At 66.1% G+C, this 15,918-nt stretch carries 18 protein-coding genes; 10 read left to right on the forward strand and 8 right to left on the reverse strand.

Features of this window, described 5'->3' with window-relative positions:
- The first annotated feature begins 165 nt into the window (after positions 1-165).
- The gene (locus ACJ4V0_RS14500) at positions 166-831 is read left to right on the forward strand and encodes an outer membrane protein (protein WP_448300301.1); all 666 of its coding nucleotides are present in this window, start codon (positions 166-168) and stop codon (positions 829-831) included.
- A 103-nt stretch (positions 832-934) separates the two neighbouring features.
- Here the strand turns inward: ACJ4V0_RS14500 and ACJ4V0_RS14505 are convergent, their stop codons facing one another.
- From ACJ4V0_RS14505 to ACJ4V0_RS14520, 4 genes are all read right to left on the reverse strand, one after another.
- Positions 935-1,225, reverse strand: coding sequence for an ArsR/SmtB family transcription factor (locus ACJ4V0_RS14505; RefSeq protein WP_448300302.1), 291 nt, complete (start codon positions 1,223-1,225; stop codon positions 935-937).
- Positions 1,226-1,363: 138 nt separating this feature from the next.
- Entirely contained in the window at positions 1,364-1,630 is a 267-nt protein-coding gene (locus ACJ4V0_RS14510) for a hypothetical protein (protein ID WP_448300303.1), read from the reverse strand.
- A gap of 102 nt (positions 1,631-1,732) precedes the next feature.
- Positions 1,733-2,002 (reverse strand): hypothetical protein, encoded by a 270-nt coding sequence (locus ACJ4V0_RS14515; protein ID WP_448300304.1) that lies wholly within the window; start codon positions 2,000-2,002, stop codon positions 1,733-1,735.
- Positions 2,003-2,233: 231 nt separating this feature from the next.
- Positions 2,234-3,436, reverse strand: coding sequence for a pyridoxal phosphate-dependent aminotransferase (locus tag ACJ4V0_RS14520; protein ID WP_448300305.1), 1,203 nt, complete (start codon positions 3,434-3,436; stop codon positions 2,234-2,236).
- A 158-nt stretch (positions 3,437-3,594) separates the two neighbouring features.
- Between ACJ4V0_RS14520 and ACJ4V0_RS14525 the strand changes: the two genes are divergently transcribed.
- From ACJ4V0_RS14525 to rpoD, 6 genes are all read left to right on the forward strand, one after another.
- Positions 3,595-4,596 (forward strand): Bug family tripartite tricarboxylate transporter substrate binding protein, encoded by a 1,002-nt coding sequence (locus ACJ4V0_RS14525; protein WP_448300306.1) that lies wholly within the window; start codon positions 3,595-3,597, stop codon positions 4,594-4,596.
- Between the two features lie 98 nt (positions 4,597-4,694).
- Positions 4,695-5,699, forward strand: coding sequence for a phosphatase PAP2 family protein (locus tag ACJ4V0_RS14530; protein ID WP_448300307.1), 1,005 nt, complete (start codon positions 4,695-4,697; stop codon positions 5,697-5,699).
- A 32-nt stretch (positions 5,700-5,731) separates the two neighbouring features.
- Complete coding sequence (locus tag ACJ4V0_RS14535; RefSeq protein ID WP_448300308.1) at positions 5,732-6,361, forward strand: glutathione S-transferase family protein; 630 nt, start codon at positions 5,732-5,734, stop codon at positions 6,359-6,361.
- Positions 6,362-6,370: 9 nt separating this feature from the next.
- Positions 6,371-6,829 carry a molybdenum cofactor biosynthesis protein MoaE gene (locus tag ACJ4V0_RS14540; protein WP_448300309.1) on the forward strand — a complete coding sequence of 153 codons (459 nt, stop codon included), beginning with the start codon at positions 6,371-6,373 and terminating at the stop codon, positions 6,827-6,829.
- A gap of 117 nt (positions 6,830-6,946) precedes the next feature.
- Positions 6,947-8,854, forward strand: a complete 1,908-nt coding sequence (dnaG, locus tag ACJ4V0_RS14545; protein WP_448300310.1) for a DNA primase — start codon at positions 6,947-6,949, stop codon at positions 8,852-8,854.
- Positions 8,855-9,082: 228 nt separating this feature from the next.
- Complete coding sequence (rpoD, locus tag ACJ4V0_RS14550) at positions 9,083-11,077, forward strand: RNA polymerase sigma factor RpoD (RefSeq protein WP_448300311.1); 1,995 nt, start codon at positions 9,083-9,085, stop codon at positions 11,075-11,077.
- Between the two features lie 79 nt (positions 11,078-11,156).
- Here rpoD and ACJ4V0_RS14555 read toward each other — a convergent pair whose 3' ends face one another.
- The 3 genes from ACJ4V0_RS14555 to ACJ4V0_RS14565 form a co-directional block, all read right to left on the reverse strand.
- On the reverse strand, positions 11,157-12,065 hold the full coding sequence (locus tag ACJ4V0_RS14555; protein WP_448300312.1) for a hypothetical protein: 909 nt from the start codon (positions 12,063-12,065) through the stop codon (positions 11,157-11,159).
- 132 nt (positions 12,066-12,197) lie between these two features.
- The gene (locus tag ACJ4V0_RS14560; RefSeq protein ID WP_448300313.1) at positions 12,198-12,680 is read right to left on the reverse strand and encodes an SRPBCC family protein; all 483 of its coding nucleotides are present in this window, start codon (positions 12,678-12,680) and stop codon (positions 12,198-12,200) included.
- Positions 12,677-13,057 (reverse strand): ArsR/SmtB family transcription factor, encoded by a 381-nt coding sequence (locus ACJ4V0_RS14565; protein ID WP_448300314.1) that lies wholly within the window; start codon positions 13,055-13,057, stop codon positions 12,677-12,679. The genes ACJ4V0_RS14560 and ACJ4V0_RS14565 overlap by 4 nt, the downstream gene beginning before the upstream one ends.
- Positions 13,058-13,180: 123 nt before the next feature.
- Here ACJ4V0_RS14565 and ACJ4V0_RS14570 point away from each other — a divergent pair, with 123 nt between their 5' ends.
- On the forward strand, positions 13,181-13,792 hold the full coding sequence (locus tag ACJ4V0_RS14570) for a LysE family translocator (protein ID WP_448300315.1): 612 nt from the start codon (positions 13,181-13,183) through the stop codon (positions 13,790-13,792).
- A gap of 72 nt (positions 13,793-13,864) precedes the next feature.
- Here ACJ4V0_RS14570 and ACJ4V0_RS14575 read toward each other — a convergent pair whose 3' ends face one another.
- On the reverse strand, positions 13,865-14,494 hold the full coding sequence (locus ACJ4V0_RS14575; RefSeq protein ID WP_448300316.1) for an SH3 domain-containing protein: 630 nt from the start codon (positions 14,492-14,494) through the stop codon (positions 13,865-13,867).
- 278 nt (positions 14,495-14,772) lie between these two features.
- On the opposite strand from ACJ4V0_RS14575, the gene ACJ4V0_RS14580 reads away from it, so the two are divergent.
- On the forward strand, positions 14,773-15,063 hold the full coding sequence (locus tag ACJ4V0_RS14580) for an HlyU family transcriptional regulator (protein WP_448300317.1): 291 nt from the start codon (positions 14,773-14,775) through the stop codon (positions 15,061-15,063).
- 102 nt (positions 15,064-15,165) lie between these two features.
- Positions 15,166-15,861, forward strand: coding sequence for a hypothetical protein (locus tag ACJ4V0_RS14585; protein WP_448300318.1), 696 nt, complete (start codon positions 15,166-15,168; stop codon positions 15,859-15,861).
- The last annotated feature ends 57 nt before the right edge of the window (positions 15,862-15,918 follow it).

Here is a 15,918-nt window from a genome sequence, read left to right on the forward strand (position 1 = left end):
TGTTGCGGTGAATCGTTGCCTGGCTTCGAAGCGCAGGTATAGGAATGCTCCATAGCCACTGGGATTGGGCTGAGGAGGATAATGATGCGTCGGGTTCTGGGTGGAGTTTTCGCTGCGCTGTGCGTCGCCGGTTCGGCGTCCGCAGCCGATCTGGGCAGCCCGCGCATGCCCGTTGCGGCCGTGGCGGTTGCCCCGGCCGGTTTCAACTGGACCGGTTTCTATATCGGCGGCCATCTCGGCGTCGCCTCGGTTTCGAGCGGCTATGATGCCTTCACGCCGTGGAACGCCTTTGCCGGCTTCGACATGCAGCGCATGGGCGGCTCGGCGCTGATGGGCGGCATGCAGATCGGCTATAATTACCAGATCAACAGCTTGGTCCTCGGTCTTGAGGCCGACCTGTCGGCTGTCGGGTTCAAGCGGACGTCGACGACCTCCATCCTGCGCGGCAATACGCCTGCCTTCGACCGTTCGCTGAGCTGGGTGGCGACTGTCGCGCCGCGCCTCGGTTTCACCTTCGGCCGCGCCATGCTCTACGCCAAGGGCGGTCTCGCTCTCGGCGGCTTCTCCGCCGGCCACGACCAGAACAACAACTGGATCTCCGGCTCGGCCACGCGTGTCGGCTGGACCGTCGGTGCCGGTCTCGAATACGCCATCACGCAGAACCTGACCGCCAAGCTCGAGTACAACTATATGAGCTTCGGCCGCTTCCGGATCGATATGACCGGCGCTCCGAACATCTGGGTCACCCAGCGCGGCGACGTCCATGCCGTCAAGGTTGGCGTGAACTACCTGTTCTCGACTGGTCCGTCGGCTGTGGTCGCCCGCTACTGATCGAGCCCGCCACAGACACAATAGAAGGGCCGCCTCACCGGGGCGGCCCTTTTTCTTTGCGTCGTCGGGACCAGCCCGTCGCCCGCGTCATCGGGTTCCGCGTTCACGCGGCGCGCAGGGCGTCCAGCACGCGGGTGGCCTGCACCGATTCGATGGTGTGGACGATCCGACGGCCGGTTCGATGCGACGCGACGAGGCCGGCATTGCGCAGCACACCGAGATGATGGCTCACCGCGGCAAGCCGAAGCCCCGACCGTCTCGCGATGGCTGTCGAGGAATCCTCGCCGTCCCTGAGACAGCACAGCACGGTCAGTCGCTGGGCGTGCGCCATCGCCTTCAGAAGGCTCTCGGCCTGGTCGGCCCGCGCGGACTGGTCTCCGCAAGCAATGTCCATGGTGGGGGATCCCCAGTTCAAGAAGATTCGCATCAATCTGAACAGGATCTGTCCGTTGCGCCTTGCGCTGCCGCAAGCCGGCTTCATTCTGTGAACGGGCTCCGGAACCCGCCTTGTCCGGGCCGGGCGTTCCCTGCCTCAGCGGTTGCAGACGGTGAGTGACGACACCGCCTGACCGGCCGGGCGGAATTTCAGGACCTGGGCGCCGCCAAGCAACTGGCCGTTCGGAACCCAGTCGCCGGAGACGGCCATGGTGGGCGGATTGGTGGTGCAGAGGCACGGCCCGCAATAGGTCACCGGGCGGACCATGGACTGGGCGGGTGACTGGCCGGCGGTCGAGGCCTGGGCGGAAGCGGCGAGGCCGGCGGCAAGGACGAGGCCGGCGAGGGCGGAACGGGCGAACATGGTGGTCTCCCTTTCGGTCGCGGCGCACTGTCGGGGCCGCTGGTGGATGAACTTGACCATGGGTCGCGGCATCGACCGAAAAGGTTCAGGGAGAGTCCGCGTCTATCCGCGCGGTGTTGGCCGGCAGGACGCGGACGCCATGCGGCGGGCCGGGTCGCTGGGCTGGAAGCGCAGGGTCACGCGCGCGCCCATGCGCCCGGAGGGCACCCAGTCGCCGGGCGTCGCCATGGCGGGCCGATCCTCCTGGCAGAGGCAGCCGGTGCAATAGAGGGGGGCGGCCGCCGGCGTGCGTGGCGCATCGCCGGACAGCCCCAGTGTCCCGGCCAGCACGAGAGCTGCGGGGACGAGGCTCGTAACGAGTGTCAGCGGCATGGACAGGTCCGCCTGATTTGCTGGGGCGGCGCCGGCGTCATGCCGGCCCTGACCCTGATATCGATTGGACATCCCGGCGAGAGGCGCCGTGTCGCCCGGGACTGTCACGAAGAGAGGCCCTGAAGCCACCCACTTGAAGATGGGTCGCAGGGGAGGGCGATTCGGTTCAACAAAAAAAGCCCACCCCGGCGAGGGGGCGGGCCTGCGGCCGTAAGGCCGTGTGCCGGTCGCTCAGCGCAGCTCTGCGCAGAACTTCTGGATCTTCTCGCAGGCAGCGGTGAGCGTCTCGGTCGATTCCGCATAGGAGAGGCGGAAGGCCGGTCCCAGGCCGAAGGCCGAGCCGTGGACGATGGCGACGCCCTCGCTGTCGACCAGTTCCATGGCAAAATCCTCGTCGGTGGCAATGGTCTTGCCCGACGGGGCCGTCTTGCCGATCACGCTCTTGAGCGAGGGATAGACGTAGAAGGCGCCTTCCGGCGTCGGGCAGGAGAGGCCCTTGGCCTGGTTCAGCATGGAGACCACGAGGTCGCGGCGCTGCTCGAAGGCCTTGCGGCGCACGGGGATGTAGTCCTGCGTGCCGTTCAGCGCCTCGACGCCTGCCCACTGGGCGATGGAGTTGGCCCCCGAGGTCTGCTGGCCCTGGACGAGGTCCATCGCCTTGATCAGGGCTTCAGGCCCCGCCGCGTAGCCGATGCGCCAGCCGGTCATCGAATAGGCCTTGGACAGACCGTTCATGGTCAGCGTGCGCTCGTAGAGGCCGGGCTCCACCTGCGCCGGGGTGGTGAAGGTGAAGTCGCCATAGACGAGGTGCTCGTACATGTCGTCGGTGAGGATCCAGACGTGCGGATGCTTCATCAGGACGTCGGTGAGCGCCTTCAACTCCGCGCGGGTATAGGCCGCGCCCGTCGGGTTCGACGGCGAGTTGAAGAGGAACCACTTGGTCTTCGGCGTAATCGCCCGGTCGAGGGCTTCCGCGGTCAGCTTGTAGTTCGACTCGGGGCCGGCCGACACGAAGGTCGGGGTGCCGCCGCACAGCGCCACCATTTCCGGATAGCTGACCCAGTAGGGCGCCGGGATCAGCACCTCGTCGCCGGGGTTCAGCGTCGCCATGAAGGCGTTGAACAGCACCTGCTTGCCGCCGGTGCAGACGATGGCCTGCTGCCACTTGTAGTCGAGACCGTTCTCGCGCTTGAACTTGGCGACAATGGCCTGGCGCAGCTCGGTGATGCCCGAGACGGCCGTGTACTTCGTCTTGCCGTCGGCGATCGCCTTGATGGCAGCCATCTTGATGTTGTCGGGCGTGTCGAAGTCGGGCTCGCCGGCAGAGAGCGAGATGACCTTCTTGCCCTGCGCATTCAGATCACGGGCCTTCTGCGCCATGGCGATGGTCGCCGAGGGCTTCACGCGCTTCAGGGCGTCGGCAAGAAAGGCCATGGGTCGACTCCGTCGAGTTTGAAAATCCCCGAAGGCGCGTTATGACCACGGCAATCTTCTCCGCGGCGCCTCGGCGTTCCGGCGGGGACGTTTAGTCGTGCCGCGAGGGGCGAACAAGCGAAAAACATTCATAGAAGCCATCATCCTGGAGGGACCCCATGATCATCAGCAGCACGGCGACACGCCGCAACGTTCTTCTCGGCCTCGGAACGCTCGCCGCAGCGCCGTCGCTCATCCGCAGCGCCTCGGCGCAGGCCTGGGCTCCGTCGCGGCCCGTCAGGCTGATCGTCGCCTATCCGGCAGGCGGGCCCACCGACGGCATCGCCCGCATCGTGGCGCAGGACCTGTCCGGCGTCCTCGGCCAGCAGGTGGTGGTGGAGAATGTCGGCGGTGCCTCTGGCTCCATCGGCACGCGTCAGGTCGCCCGCGCCGAGCCGGACGGCCACACCATCACCTTCGGCAACAACCAGACGCACGGCAACAACATGTTCCTGATGAAGGAGCCCGGCTACGACGCGGTGAAGGATTTCGCCCCGCTCGCCGGCGCCGGCGCCTTCGAGCACATCTTCGTCGTCAAGAACGACCTGCCGGTCAGGACCATTCCGGAGCTCATCGCGCTCGCCAAGTCGAAGCCCGGCGAACTGAACTACGGCTCGACCGGAGTCGGCTCGGGCTCGCACCTGTCGACCGAGCTCTTCATGGTGCGCACCGGCATCAAGATGACGCATGTGCCCTATCGCGGCGCGGCGCCGCTGGTGCAGGACATCGTGGGCAACCGCATCGACGTCGCAAATTCCACCATGGCCAGCGTCTTCGCGCAGATTCAGGGCGGCACGCTGCGCGGCATTGCCATCGGCTCGCCGAAGCGCAATGCGCAGTTGCCGAACGTCGCGACGCTGCGCGAGCAGGGCGTGACCAATGCCGATGCCGAGAGCTGGACCGGCTTCTTCGCGCCCGCCGCGACGCCGCAGGCAGCCCTCGACCGCCTGTCGCGGGAAATCCTCGCCTCGCTCGCCAAGCCGTCCGTTGTGGAGGCCATCACCAAGCTCGGCTTTACCATCACGGCGCGCGATCCGGCGGCCTTCCGCCCCTACCACGCACAGGAAATGCAGACCTGGGCCGAGATCATCCGGGCGGCGAACATCCAGCCCTCGGGCTGAGGCTTCTGTTTCCGAAATCTTCAGACGGCCATGTCTTCATGCGGTCGCGCCCAGGGTCGCGTCCGCATGAAGGCCCTGGGGCCGTTGACGAGGTTTCGGTGAATACCACGCCCGCGCCCGCCTTCTCGTTCTCCACACGCGCCGTCTCTCCCGACTGGCGCGCGCTGGTGCTTGGTCTCGGGCGGCCTGCTCTGGCCATCTGGGCCACCGCTGCCACGCTGGCGCTGCTCGTCGCGGTCACCTATCCGCTGGCCGGTCTGACGCTTTCGTTTCGCGACATTGCCCTGAATGCCGCCCTGTGCGCCGTGCTGCTGGCGGGGACAGCCTGCTATACGTGGCTGAGGCCCGACGAGCGCATCGCCCGGCTCCTGCACGCCGCGCCGCAGTTCGTGCTGATGACCTTTTTCGGCGGCGCGCTGTCCTATTCCGCCATGGCGACCAACCTGCCGCTCTGGGACGCGACATTCGACGCCATGGACAAGGCGCTCGGCTTCGACTGGCCGGCGCTGCTTGCCCTGAAAGGCCGGTATCCGGACGTGGCGGCGCTGCTGAAGCTTGCCTACTTCTCCATGCTGCCGCAGATGGCCGTCGTGATCGTCGCGCTCGTCACGGTGCGCGCCTTCCATGAGCTTGACCGGTTCATCCTCGCCTTTGGTCTGGCTGCGCTGATGACGATGGCCATCTGCGCCGTGACCCCTTCGCTATGCGCCGGCTACTTCTACCGCGACGCCGTCGCGACGCAGCCGCATCTGGGACTGACCTGGAACTCCGTCGCCCATGTGCTGGCGCTCAGGTCGGGCGAGATGACCTTCATCTCCATGGCGACGGCCGAGGGTATCGTCACCATGCCGAGTTTTCACACGGTGAGCGCGATCCTCTTCCTCATCGCCTTCTGGCATGTGCGGTGGCTGCGCTGGCCGGGCCTCGCCCTCAATATCGCGATGCTGGCGGCAACCCCTGTCGTCGGCGGCCACTACCTCGTCGATCTTATCGCCGGCCTCGCGGTGGCCCTTGCAGCGCGCTGGCTCGCGGTGCAGGCGATCGGCCCGCAACCCGCCGGCGACATGGCGTTACCTCTGGCGGATGTTCGCTCCGCCGGCTGACTTCCTCTCATTCGTTCGCTATATCGAACGATATGAGCCTCACCCTCCACGCCATGCAGCGATCGGCCAATTGCTATAAGGTGCGCCTGCTGCTGGCGCATCTGCGAACGCCCTTCGTGCTGAGGGACGTCGACATCCTGCGCGGCGACACCCGGACGCCGGATTTCCTCGCCATGAACCCGCGCGGCCGCGTGCCCGTGCTGCAACTCGGCGACGGCACGATCCTGATCGAGTCCAACGCCATCCTCATGTATCTCGGCGAGGGGACACGCTTCGTGCCGCAGGACAAGGTGGCGCGCGCCGTGATGATGCAGTGGCTGTTCTTCGAGCAGAACTCGCATCACCCCACCATCGGCGAGGCGCGGTTCTGGATGTCGCTCGTTCCGGGCGGCCGCGAACTAAAGCGCGACCTCATCGACGACTGGATGGAGCAGGGCGAGGAGGCGCTCGGCCGGATGGAGGCCCAGCTCGTCATGCAGCCTTTCATCGCCGGGGATACCCTGACGCTCGCCGACATTGCGCTCTACGCAAACACCCATCTCGCCCACGAGGCCGATCTCGACCTCGCGCTGTTCCCGGCGGTGCAGACCTGGGTCGACCGTGTCGCAGCGCTTCCCGGGCATGTCGGCATGGACTGGCGCCCGGAGCCCGGGAACGCTTAGGCTGCGATCATGACGGTACGGGTCCAGCGCGACGATTTCGACCTCGGCGCCGAGGTGAAGCGCCTCACGGCAGGGCGCATCGACGTCGGCGCGGTGGCGACCTTCACCGGCCTCTGCAGGGGCGTGACCGGCGATACGGCCGTCGGCGCCATGACGCTCGAGACCTACGAGGCCATGGCGGTGGCCGAACTTGAGCGGATCGAGGCCGAGGCGCGCCGGCGCTGGCCGCTGCAGGACGTTCTCATCGTGCACCGCTTCGGGCGGATGGAGCCCGGAGACAACATCGTCCTCGTCGTGACGTTGTCCGAGCATCGGCAGGCGGCCTTTGCCGCCGCCGAGTTCATCATGGATTTCCTCAAGACCAAGGCGCCGTTCTGGAAGTTCGAGGAAACGGCGGGTGAGGGCGCTTGGGTGGCGGCCAAGGATGCCGACGATCAGGCGGTCGATCGCTGGACGGATCAGCGCTGACCGATATGACCGGCCGATCTGGCGCGCGCCGTCGCACCTGTCGCCTGAGCGCCGGAGTTCTCAACAGGGCGCCAGCGACCTGTCCCCCTTGAGGCCGGGAGATGCTATGTCTGCGCCATGCGCTTTTCCCCGTCGTTCCTGGACGAGATCCGGCAACGCCTCCCCGTGTCGGAGGTGGTGGGCAAGCGCGTCAAGCTGAAGAAGCAGGGCCGCGAATGGCGGGGACTGTCGCCGTTCAATGCCGAGAAGACGCCGTCCTTCTACGTCAACGACCAGAAGGGCTTCTACCACTGCTTCTCCTCCGGCAAGCACGGCGACCAGTTCCGCTTCCTGATGGAAACGGAGGGGGTGAGCTTCCCCGAGGCCGTGGAGCGGCTGGCGGGCGAGGCGGGCCTTGCCATGCCGAAGGTCTCGGTCGAGGAGGTGCAGCGCGCCGAGAAGGCCAAGACCCTCTACGACGTGATGGAACTGGCCGCGAAGTTCTTCGAGGCGCAATTGCAGGACCGGGCCGGCGCCAAGGCGCGCGGCTATCTCGCGGGACGTGACCTGCGCGCGCCGACGCAGGTGCGGTTCCGCATGGGCTATGCGCCGTCGGAACGCTTCGCGCTGAAGGAGCATCTCGGCGCCAAGGGGGTTTCCGTCGCCGACATGATCGCGGCGGGCCTCCTCGTGCACGGCGACGATATTCCCGTGCCCTATGACCGGTTCCGCGACCGCGTCATGTTCCCGATCACCGACCTCCGGGGCCGGGTGGTCGCCTTCGGCGGCCGGGCGCTGGAGAAGGACGTTCCGGCGAAATACCTGAACTCGCCGGAGACCGACCTCTTCCACAAGGGGTCGCTGCTCTACAACGCCTTCTCCGCGCGCGAGGCCGCGCACAAGGCGAGCCGCGTCATCGCGGTCGAGGGCTATGTCGACGTCATCGCCATGGTCACCGCCGGCTTCGGCGAGACGGTCGCGCCGCTCGGCACCGCGCTGACCGAGGGCCAGCTTGAGCTGCTGTGGCGGATGGCGCCTGACCCGGTACTGCTGTTTGACGGCGACAAGGCGGGACGGCGCGCCGCCTACCGGGCGGTCGACATCGCCCTGCCGTTGCTGAAGCCCGGCCGCAGCCTGATGTTCGCAGCCCTGCCCGAGGGACTGGATCCCGACGACCTCCTGCGCGCATCCGGCCGCGAGGCGATGGATGCGATCCTGGCGCAGGCGCAGCCGCTCGCCAGCATGCTCTGGCAGCGCGAGACGGAGGCCGGCGTCTTCGGCACGCCGGAAAAGCGCGCCGCGCTCGAGGCCCGCTTCGGCGAGGTCGTGGCCACCATCGCCGACGAGAACGTGCGCCGCCACTATCGCGACGACGTGTTCGGCCGCCTGTCCGACCTGTTCCGGCCGATGCAGCGCGAGCGTCGCGGCGGGCAGGGCAGTGCAGGCCGGGGGCAGGGACGCGGCTTCTCGCCCTTCGCCGTACCGGATCACCGCCCGTCGCCGGCGCTGACCGCCAGCGCCCTGGTGCGCGGGCCGAGGGCCGCGCTGCCGATGCGCGAGGCGCTGATCCTGACCGCGCTGCTCAACCATCCCTGGCTGATCGACGGCCGGGAGGAGGAGATCGCCGGGCTCGACCTGCGCCATCCGCAGGCGGAAAACCTGAAGCGCGCGCTGCTGGACGCCCATGCGCAGGGCGTGGACGGCGACGAGGAAGCCTATCGCGCGGTGCTGGCGGCCGACGGCCATGGCGTCCTCGTCGATCAGGTGCGGACCGTCGTGTCCCTCAATTCGGTCTGGGGAGCCATGCCGGGGGCGGCAAAAAGCGACGCCGAAGTGACCTTCAATCAGCTCATGGCCTTGCATCGCAAGAAGCAGGCGCTAATTAAGGAAATCCGGGACGCCGAGCGAGCCTATGGCGAGGACCCGACAGAAGCCAACTGGCAATGGCTTTCCGATGTGAAGCATCGTGAGGCGGAGCTGGTCGGCACCGAGGCCCTCGTCGAGGGGTTCGGTGCGGCTTCCGGTCGGGGCAGTCGCAGTGCATAGGTGTGGGTCGGCATCGAGGACGGGTCAGGACCGCGCAGCGGAGACGAGGCGGCAGGTCATGGTTCATCAGGTCTTAAGGACGAGGGCCTTAGGGCGGACATGTCAGGTTTGACGGGGGCGCGCTGAAGAGCGAGCGCAGCCCCTTTTTTGGCGTTGAGGCGGGCCTTGAACCCGTCGCCGGCGCGTCATTCGGGTCGCTTGCGGTCCGTGAACGATGGACGGGTCTAGATGGCAACGAAGGCAACCGAGAAACCGGAAGGCGCGGATCAGGAGACCGAGGGCCCCGACAGCCCCCTCCTGGACCTCTCCGATGCCGGCGTTCGGGCGATGATCAAGCGCGCGAAGAAGCGTGGCTATGTGACCATCGACGAGATCAATGCCGTAATGCCCGCCGCCTCGTTCACCTCCGACCAGATCGAGGACATGAACTCGATGCTCTCGGAGATGGGCATCAACGTCGTCGACAACGACGATGCCGCCGAGGACGGCGAGACCGAGGAGCAGCCCGAGGCCGACGAGCCCGACGGCGAGCTTCAGGAGGCCACCCCGCGCGCCGTGGTGAAGTCCGAGCGTGCCTCCGAGCCGCTCGACCGCACGGACGACCCCGTGCGCATGTATCTGCGCGAGATGGGCTCGGTGGAGCTTCTGTCCCGCGAGGGCGAGATCGCCATCGCCAAGCGCATCGAGGCCGGTCGCGAGGCGATGATCGCAGGGCTCTGCGAGAGCCCGCTGACCTTCCAGGCCATCATCATCTGGCGCGACGAGCTGAACGAGGGGAAGATCTACCTTCGCGACATCATCGACCTCGAAGCCACCTATGCCGGCCCGGACGCGAAGAACGCGCCGATCGTGACCGAAGGCGAGGCGCCGATCGCGCCGGAGGCCGAGGCCGAAAGCGAGGGCCTGCCGCCGGGCGTCACCGAGAGCGACCTCGACGAGGACGACATGGAGAACGCCGTGTCGCTCGCCGCCATGGAGGCGGAGCTGAAGCCGAAGGTGCTCGAGATCTTCGACACCATCGCCGACGAGTACAAGAAGCTCCGCCGCCTGCAGGACCAGAACGTCGAGAACCGGCTGAACGACACCAAGCTGTCGCCGAGCCAGGAGCGGCGCGCCAAGAAGCTGCGCGAGGATCTCGTCCAGCACGTCAAGTCGCTGTCGCTGAACACCGCCCGCATCGAGGCGCTGGTGGAGCAGCTCTACGACATCAACAAGCGCCTCGTTGGCTACGAGGGGCGCCTGCTGCGCCTCGCCGAGAGCTATGGCGTCGACCGCATGTCGTTCCTGAAGGAATACCAGGGCTCCGAGCTCGATCCGAACTGGATCCGGCGCGTCGCCTCTCTCGGCGCGCGCGGCTGGAAGAGCTTCGTCGCCGAGGAGAAGGAGACGGTGAAGGAGATCCGCGCCGAGATCCAGGCGCTGGCGACCGAAACCGCGCTGGAGATCGGCGAGTTCCGCAAGATCGTCCAGATGGTGCAGAAGGGCGAGCGCGAGGCCCGGCAGGCGAAGAAGGAAATGGTCGAGGCGAACCTGCGCCTCGTCATCTCCATCGCCAAGAAGTACACCAACCGCGGCCTGCAGTTCCTCGATCTCATCCAGGAGGGGAACATCGGCCTGATGAAGGCGGTCGACAAGTTCGAGTACCGCCGCGGCTACAAGTTCTCGACCTATGCCACCTGGTGGATCCGGCAGGCGATCACCCGCTCGATCGCCGACCAGGCGCGCACCATCCGCATCCCCGTGCACATGATCGAGACGATCAACAAGATCGTCCGCACCTCAAGGCAGATGCTGCACGAGATCGGCCGCGAGCCGACCCCGGAGGAGCTCGCCGAGAAGCTCGGCATGCCGCTGGAGAAGGTGCGCAAGGTCCTGAAGATCGCCAAGGAGCCGATCTCCCTCGAGACGCCTATCGGCGACGAGGAGGATTCGCACCTCGGCGACTTCATCGAGGACAAGAACGCCATCCTGCCGATCGACGCGGCGATCCAATCGAACCTGCGCGAGACGACGACCCGCGTGCTGGCGTCCCTCACGCCGCGCGAGGAGCGCGTGCTGCGCATGCGCTTCGGCATCGGCATGAACACCGACCACACGCTGGAAGAGGTTGGCCAGCAGTTCTCGGTGACCCGCGAGCGTATCCGCCAGATCGAGGCCAAGGCGCTTAGGAAGCTGAAGCACCCATCGCGGTCGAGGAAGCTCAGGAGCTTCTTGGACAACTGAGGCAGACGAAGTAGGATTTTCAAATCGGCCCGCCATCATTGTGGTGGCGGGCGCATTTTTGGTTATAAGGCGATATCCATTAGTATTGAACTGTCCGAAGCGGCAGATTTTTTAGCGTATTGACGCGTTTTCTCAATTGGGGAAGGCTTTTTAAGACAATTGCAGATAGAAAAACGACCGGACCGAGGGGCTTTCCTTTCGCATCGACGGCTGTGGCAATGATGCTTTCCTGCGTTCCGGGGAATTTTGCGGAAAAATCTGATTTGGCCGCCTCCAAACTATGGGTGGATTTTTTGGACAATGGTTCAAATTTATCTCTTACCTCTATGTGAATCAAAAAAATCTGCTCCACATATTCGCGGATAGTCGCCTTTATCTTGAATTCACTTTCGTTTTTTTGTATTTCTCCAAGCGTTGCTTTTTTGAATTTTGCCGATCTCTGTATGCTCTTTAAGTCCAGTGTAGGCTCGATTTTCCAGATCATTCGCATTGGTTTGCCGGACAGATCTTTCGAACGACCAATTGTGATTCCGCCAATCGGCAGAGAATCGTGCTGAGAGTAATTCCTCAACGCGTCCATGATTCGGTAGGATAAAGATCTATCGTACGCTCTGCTTGGAGATGATCTAATCCAGTCCAGCGCTTCACCGCAAAAATGTCGCCCTGCGACCTGAGGCAAGGACTCAACATACAGTCGTGCTGCCGTTAACAAATTTATTATTGATCGACTCACGGATATTCTAATTTCTGTTAAATCTTCATGTACGTCGCTGTTGTAAATTAGCGCCTTTAGCGTTGTATCCAGCAGGTACCTCTCAAATTCGAAATAGTTGTCAATTATTACATTGAAATTCTCTTCAATCTTTAAGATGTCGATGAGCGTCGAGATGCTCGATGATAGTTCCTCATACGCCTCTTTTGATATCTCTATGTCGCCACGTTGTCCGATAGCATGCCGCCGAAGGACGTACCGGGCGATCTCGTTCATTCTGCCGGCCCAATGGTGTGAGAGGTGGATCATTATGCAGATGACCTTCCGTGTGGCTAGCGTTCGGTTCAATGGCCAGCGCGCGGCACCGTTGAGCCGCCCAGCGGAGTTCAGTCAGCAGTTGTCTGACCCTCACATCCCCTTCACCAGCGCCACCAACTGATCCAGCGCCGTGCCCCAGCCCTGGTGGAAGCCCATGTCCTCGTGCTGCTTTTTCGCCTCCGGATCCTTGTGCAGGGCGCGGGCGGTGTAGAGCGTGCCTTTCGCCGTCGGCTCGATCGCAATCGAACCGGTCATGAAGCCGCCGCCCGTCGGGCGCCAGCCGGGACCGAGCGCGTCGGTGAAGACCAGCAGCCGCTCGGGGATGACCGCCAGCACGCAGCCGGTGCTGTCGTTCCGCTCGCCGTTCGGGCCTTCCATCACCGTGCGGAACTTGCCGCCGGGTCTCAGATCCAGTTCGCAGGCCGTGGTGCGCCAGGGGGCGGGGGTGAACCATTTCATCAGCAGCGCCGGCTCGGTCCAGGCGCGCCAGACGAGATGCGGCGGCACGTCCACCTCGCGGCGAAGCTCCAGATCGAGGGCGGGATCGAAGACGGAATAGGGTTCTGACGTCATGGGGTTTCCTCTTGTCCTTGGGGGGAAGGGTCGGGGGCCTCGCCCGCCGCGCCTTTGATCGTGGCGAGCAGGGAGTCGAGCTGGTCGAGGCGACGCGTCCAGAGGCTGCGCTGTTCCTCCAGCCAATGGCCTGCGGCGGCGAGCGGTTCCGTCCTGAGGCTGCAGGTGCGCACCCGACCGCGCTTTTCGGTCGCGACGAGACCGCAGTCCTCCAGCAGCCTCAGGTGCTGGAGGAAACTCGGCAGCGCCATGGAGAAGGGGCGGGCGAGCTCGGTGACGGAAGCCGGGCCGCGCCCGAGTGCCTCCACCACCGCCCGACGGGTCGGGTCGGCGAGGGCGCGGAACGTGTCGTCGAGGCGGGTGGGTGCAGCGTGCATGGGGGGAGAGTGCGCCCGAAAAAAACTTAGGTCAATACCTAAGTGTTGGATCAAGGTGCGCCGATGCTTGTCACGCGCCGGCGTCTCGTGCCTGATCGGGGGCGACTGCTGCGGAGAGCGCCCGTGTCCCTCGAATTTCTGCTGACAAACCTGATCATCGTCGCCTCGCCCGGCACGGGCGTCATCTACACCCTCGCGGCCGGCCTCTCGCGCGGGGGAAGGGCCAGCGTGCTCGCCGCCTTCGCCTGCACGCTCGGCATCGTGCCGCATCTGATCGCCGCGATGATGGGCCTCGCCGCGCTGCTGCACACCAGCGCACTCGCCTACAATCTCGTGAAATATGCCGGCGTCGCCTATCTCCTGTGGATGGCCTGGCAGACGCTCCGCGAGGATGGCGCGCTGAAGGTCGAGGCCGGGCCGGACGGGCGCTCGTCCTGGCGCGTCATCGGCGACGGCATCGCCATCAACGTGCTGAACCCCAAGCTGTCGATCTTCTTCGTCGCCTTCCTGCCGCAGTTCATTCCGGCCGGCGAGGCGGCGCCGCTTGCGCGGATGCTGGAGTTATCGGCGGTGTTCATGGCGATGACCTTCGTCATCTTCGCCATCTACGGCCTGTTCGCTGCGGCAATGCGCGACAGGGTCATCTCGCGGCCGGCCGTGATGGCCTGGATGCGGCGGGCCTTCGCCGGGGCCTTCGTGGCGCTCGGTGCGCGGCTGGCGCTGCAGGAGAAATGAGGCCTGTCCCTGACAGACAAAGGGGCGGGCCAATGGCCCGCCCCAGCGTGTGTTCGGTGAAGGCGTCCGGCCTCAGCCGCCGCGGTCCGGGCGACCCATGCCGGGCCGTCCGCCACCGGGGGCGCCCATGCCGGGCCGACCTCCGCCACCGGGCGCAGGACGCGCGACCGGGGGACGGGGCTGCCCGCCGTCGAAGCCGGGGCGCGGACCCTGAGGGCGCATCACGGGAGGACGGGGTTGCCCACCGCCATCCCAGCCGGGGCGCGGACCGGGCGGACGCATCACGGGCGGACGCGGCGGCGGCGGCCTCCAGCCCGGCGGCCGGGGCCGGTGCGGCGGACGGAAGTCCGGACGGTAGGGGGCCCGCCAGCCCGGCCGGTAGCCCGGGTAGATGACAACCGGCGGCTCGACATAGACCGGGGGCGGGACATAGACGGGCGGCGGCGCATAGACGGCGCCGCCATCGTCGTCCAGATAGCTCTGCGACACGAAGCCGACCGCGCCGCGATAGACGACGCGGCACCAGCCGGCGCTGCAGCCCTGAACATCGACCGGGGCGCCGGCCGGCAGGGTGATGACGACGGAATAGCCCGTGCCTGGGCCGGTGCGCATGTTGACGTCGGCGGTGGTGACCGCGTCGTCGGCGAAGGCGCCGGACGAGGCCATGAGGCCCGCGGCCAGGGTGCCCGCGAGGACCGCCATTCGTTTCAATCGCCAGTGCATTGCCGTAAATTCCTTGTCCAGATGGAGCGGCCGGGCCGCGGAGGGTGGCGATAAGCCATCCGCCGACCGCCACGGTCGATCTTCGGCGCCGACCATCGAATGGCGCCCATGAATACCTCATGAACCCGTGGCCGCCGCTGATGTTCCAGTTTGTCGCAGCCGGCTTCAGGGCCGGATCGGTTCCCGCCATTCCGCTGTCCATCGGGACGGGCTAAGAAGGGGCGTCCGGGGCGGCAGCCCCCTGCGCGAGGTGCATCATGTCCTTTCTCAAATCGCTGTTCGGCTGGGGCAAACCGGCGTCGGACGACGGCGCTGTGACAGCGGCCGCCGCGATCGAGCACAAGGGCTTCACAATCACCGCAACCCCGTTCCGCAACGAGGGCCAGTTCCAGACCTCCGGGGTCGTGACGAAGGCGATCGACGGCGTCGTGAGGGAGCACAAGTTCATTCGCGCCGACCGGCATGCCTCGATGGAGGACGCCGTCACCTTCTCGCTCTCCAAGGGCCGGCAGATCGTCGACGAGCAGGGCGACCGGCTTTTCCGCTGACGCGGTTGCCAACCCGGGCTGAAACAGTCGCGTCCGGCATCCGACATCCCGGTGATACGCAGCGGCGGCATTGTCGCAGGGCACTCCCGAAGGAGGCTCGCCGTGGTCCCCCGTCTCGCCGTCCTCACCCTGCTACTCGCAACCGCCGCCGTCGAGGCAGCGCCGCTCCGTCCTTCGACCCGTCTGGAGATGTCCCAGTCGCGTCTTGCCCAGCCGGTGGCGGCGGGAAGCGTGCTGGTGGTGAATCGCGGTTCGAAGCCGGTCTGGGTGCTTCAGGTGACCCCGACGGACGTCGGAACCTGGGGACAGGACCGGCTCGGGAGCGGCTCCCTGCCGCCCGGCGGCAAGGGCGTCCTCCGTCTGGGGCGCGGCCCCGGCTGCCACTATGACCTGCGCGCGACATATGCCCATGGCGGGGAACTGACGCGGTTCGGTCTCGACCTGTGCAGCGGCGGCGAAGTCGTCCTGACCGACGCGGATCTGGCGACGCCGCTGCCGCCGCCGCGCGAGGGTCTGGTGCTCTACCGTGTGACCAACCGGACAGGCAGCGCGATCGTCGCCCTCCATGCCTCACCGGCGGAGGGTCCGCAGCGCGGCGACGTGCTGGGCGCCTGGGTCATGGCCGAGGCCATGCATTATACGGGCCGGATGGCACGCCCGGCCTCCTGCGCCTTCGACCTCAGGAGCGCCTTCTCGCTGCGGCCGAACGACGCCGCCACGCTGTCCGGCGTCAATCTCTGCGATGTCAGGGAGGTGAGCCTGCCGCGGCGTGGCGCTGCTGAAGCGCTGTCGCATTAGGTCGCACGAGCGGCAAGCAAAAGGGGCCACAAGGGCCCCTTTCTTCATTCCGGCAAT

Source organism: Phreatobacter aquiterrae (assembly GCF_053471285.1).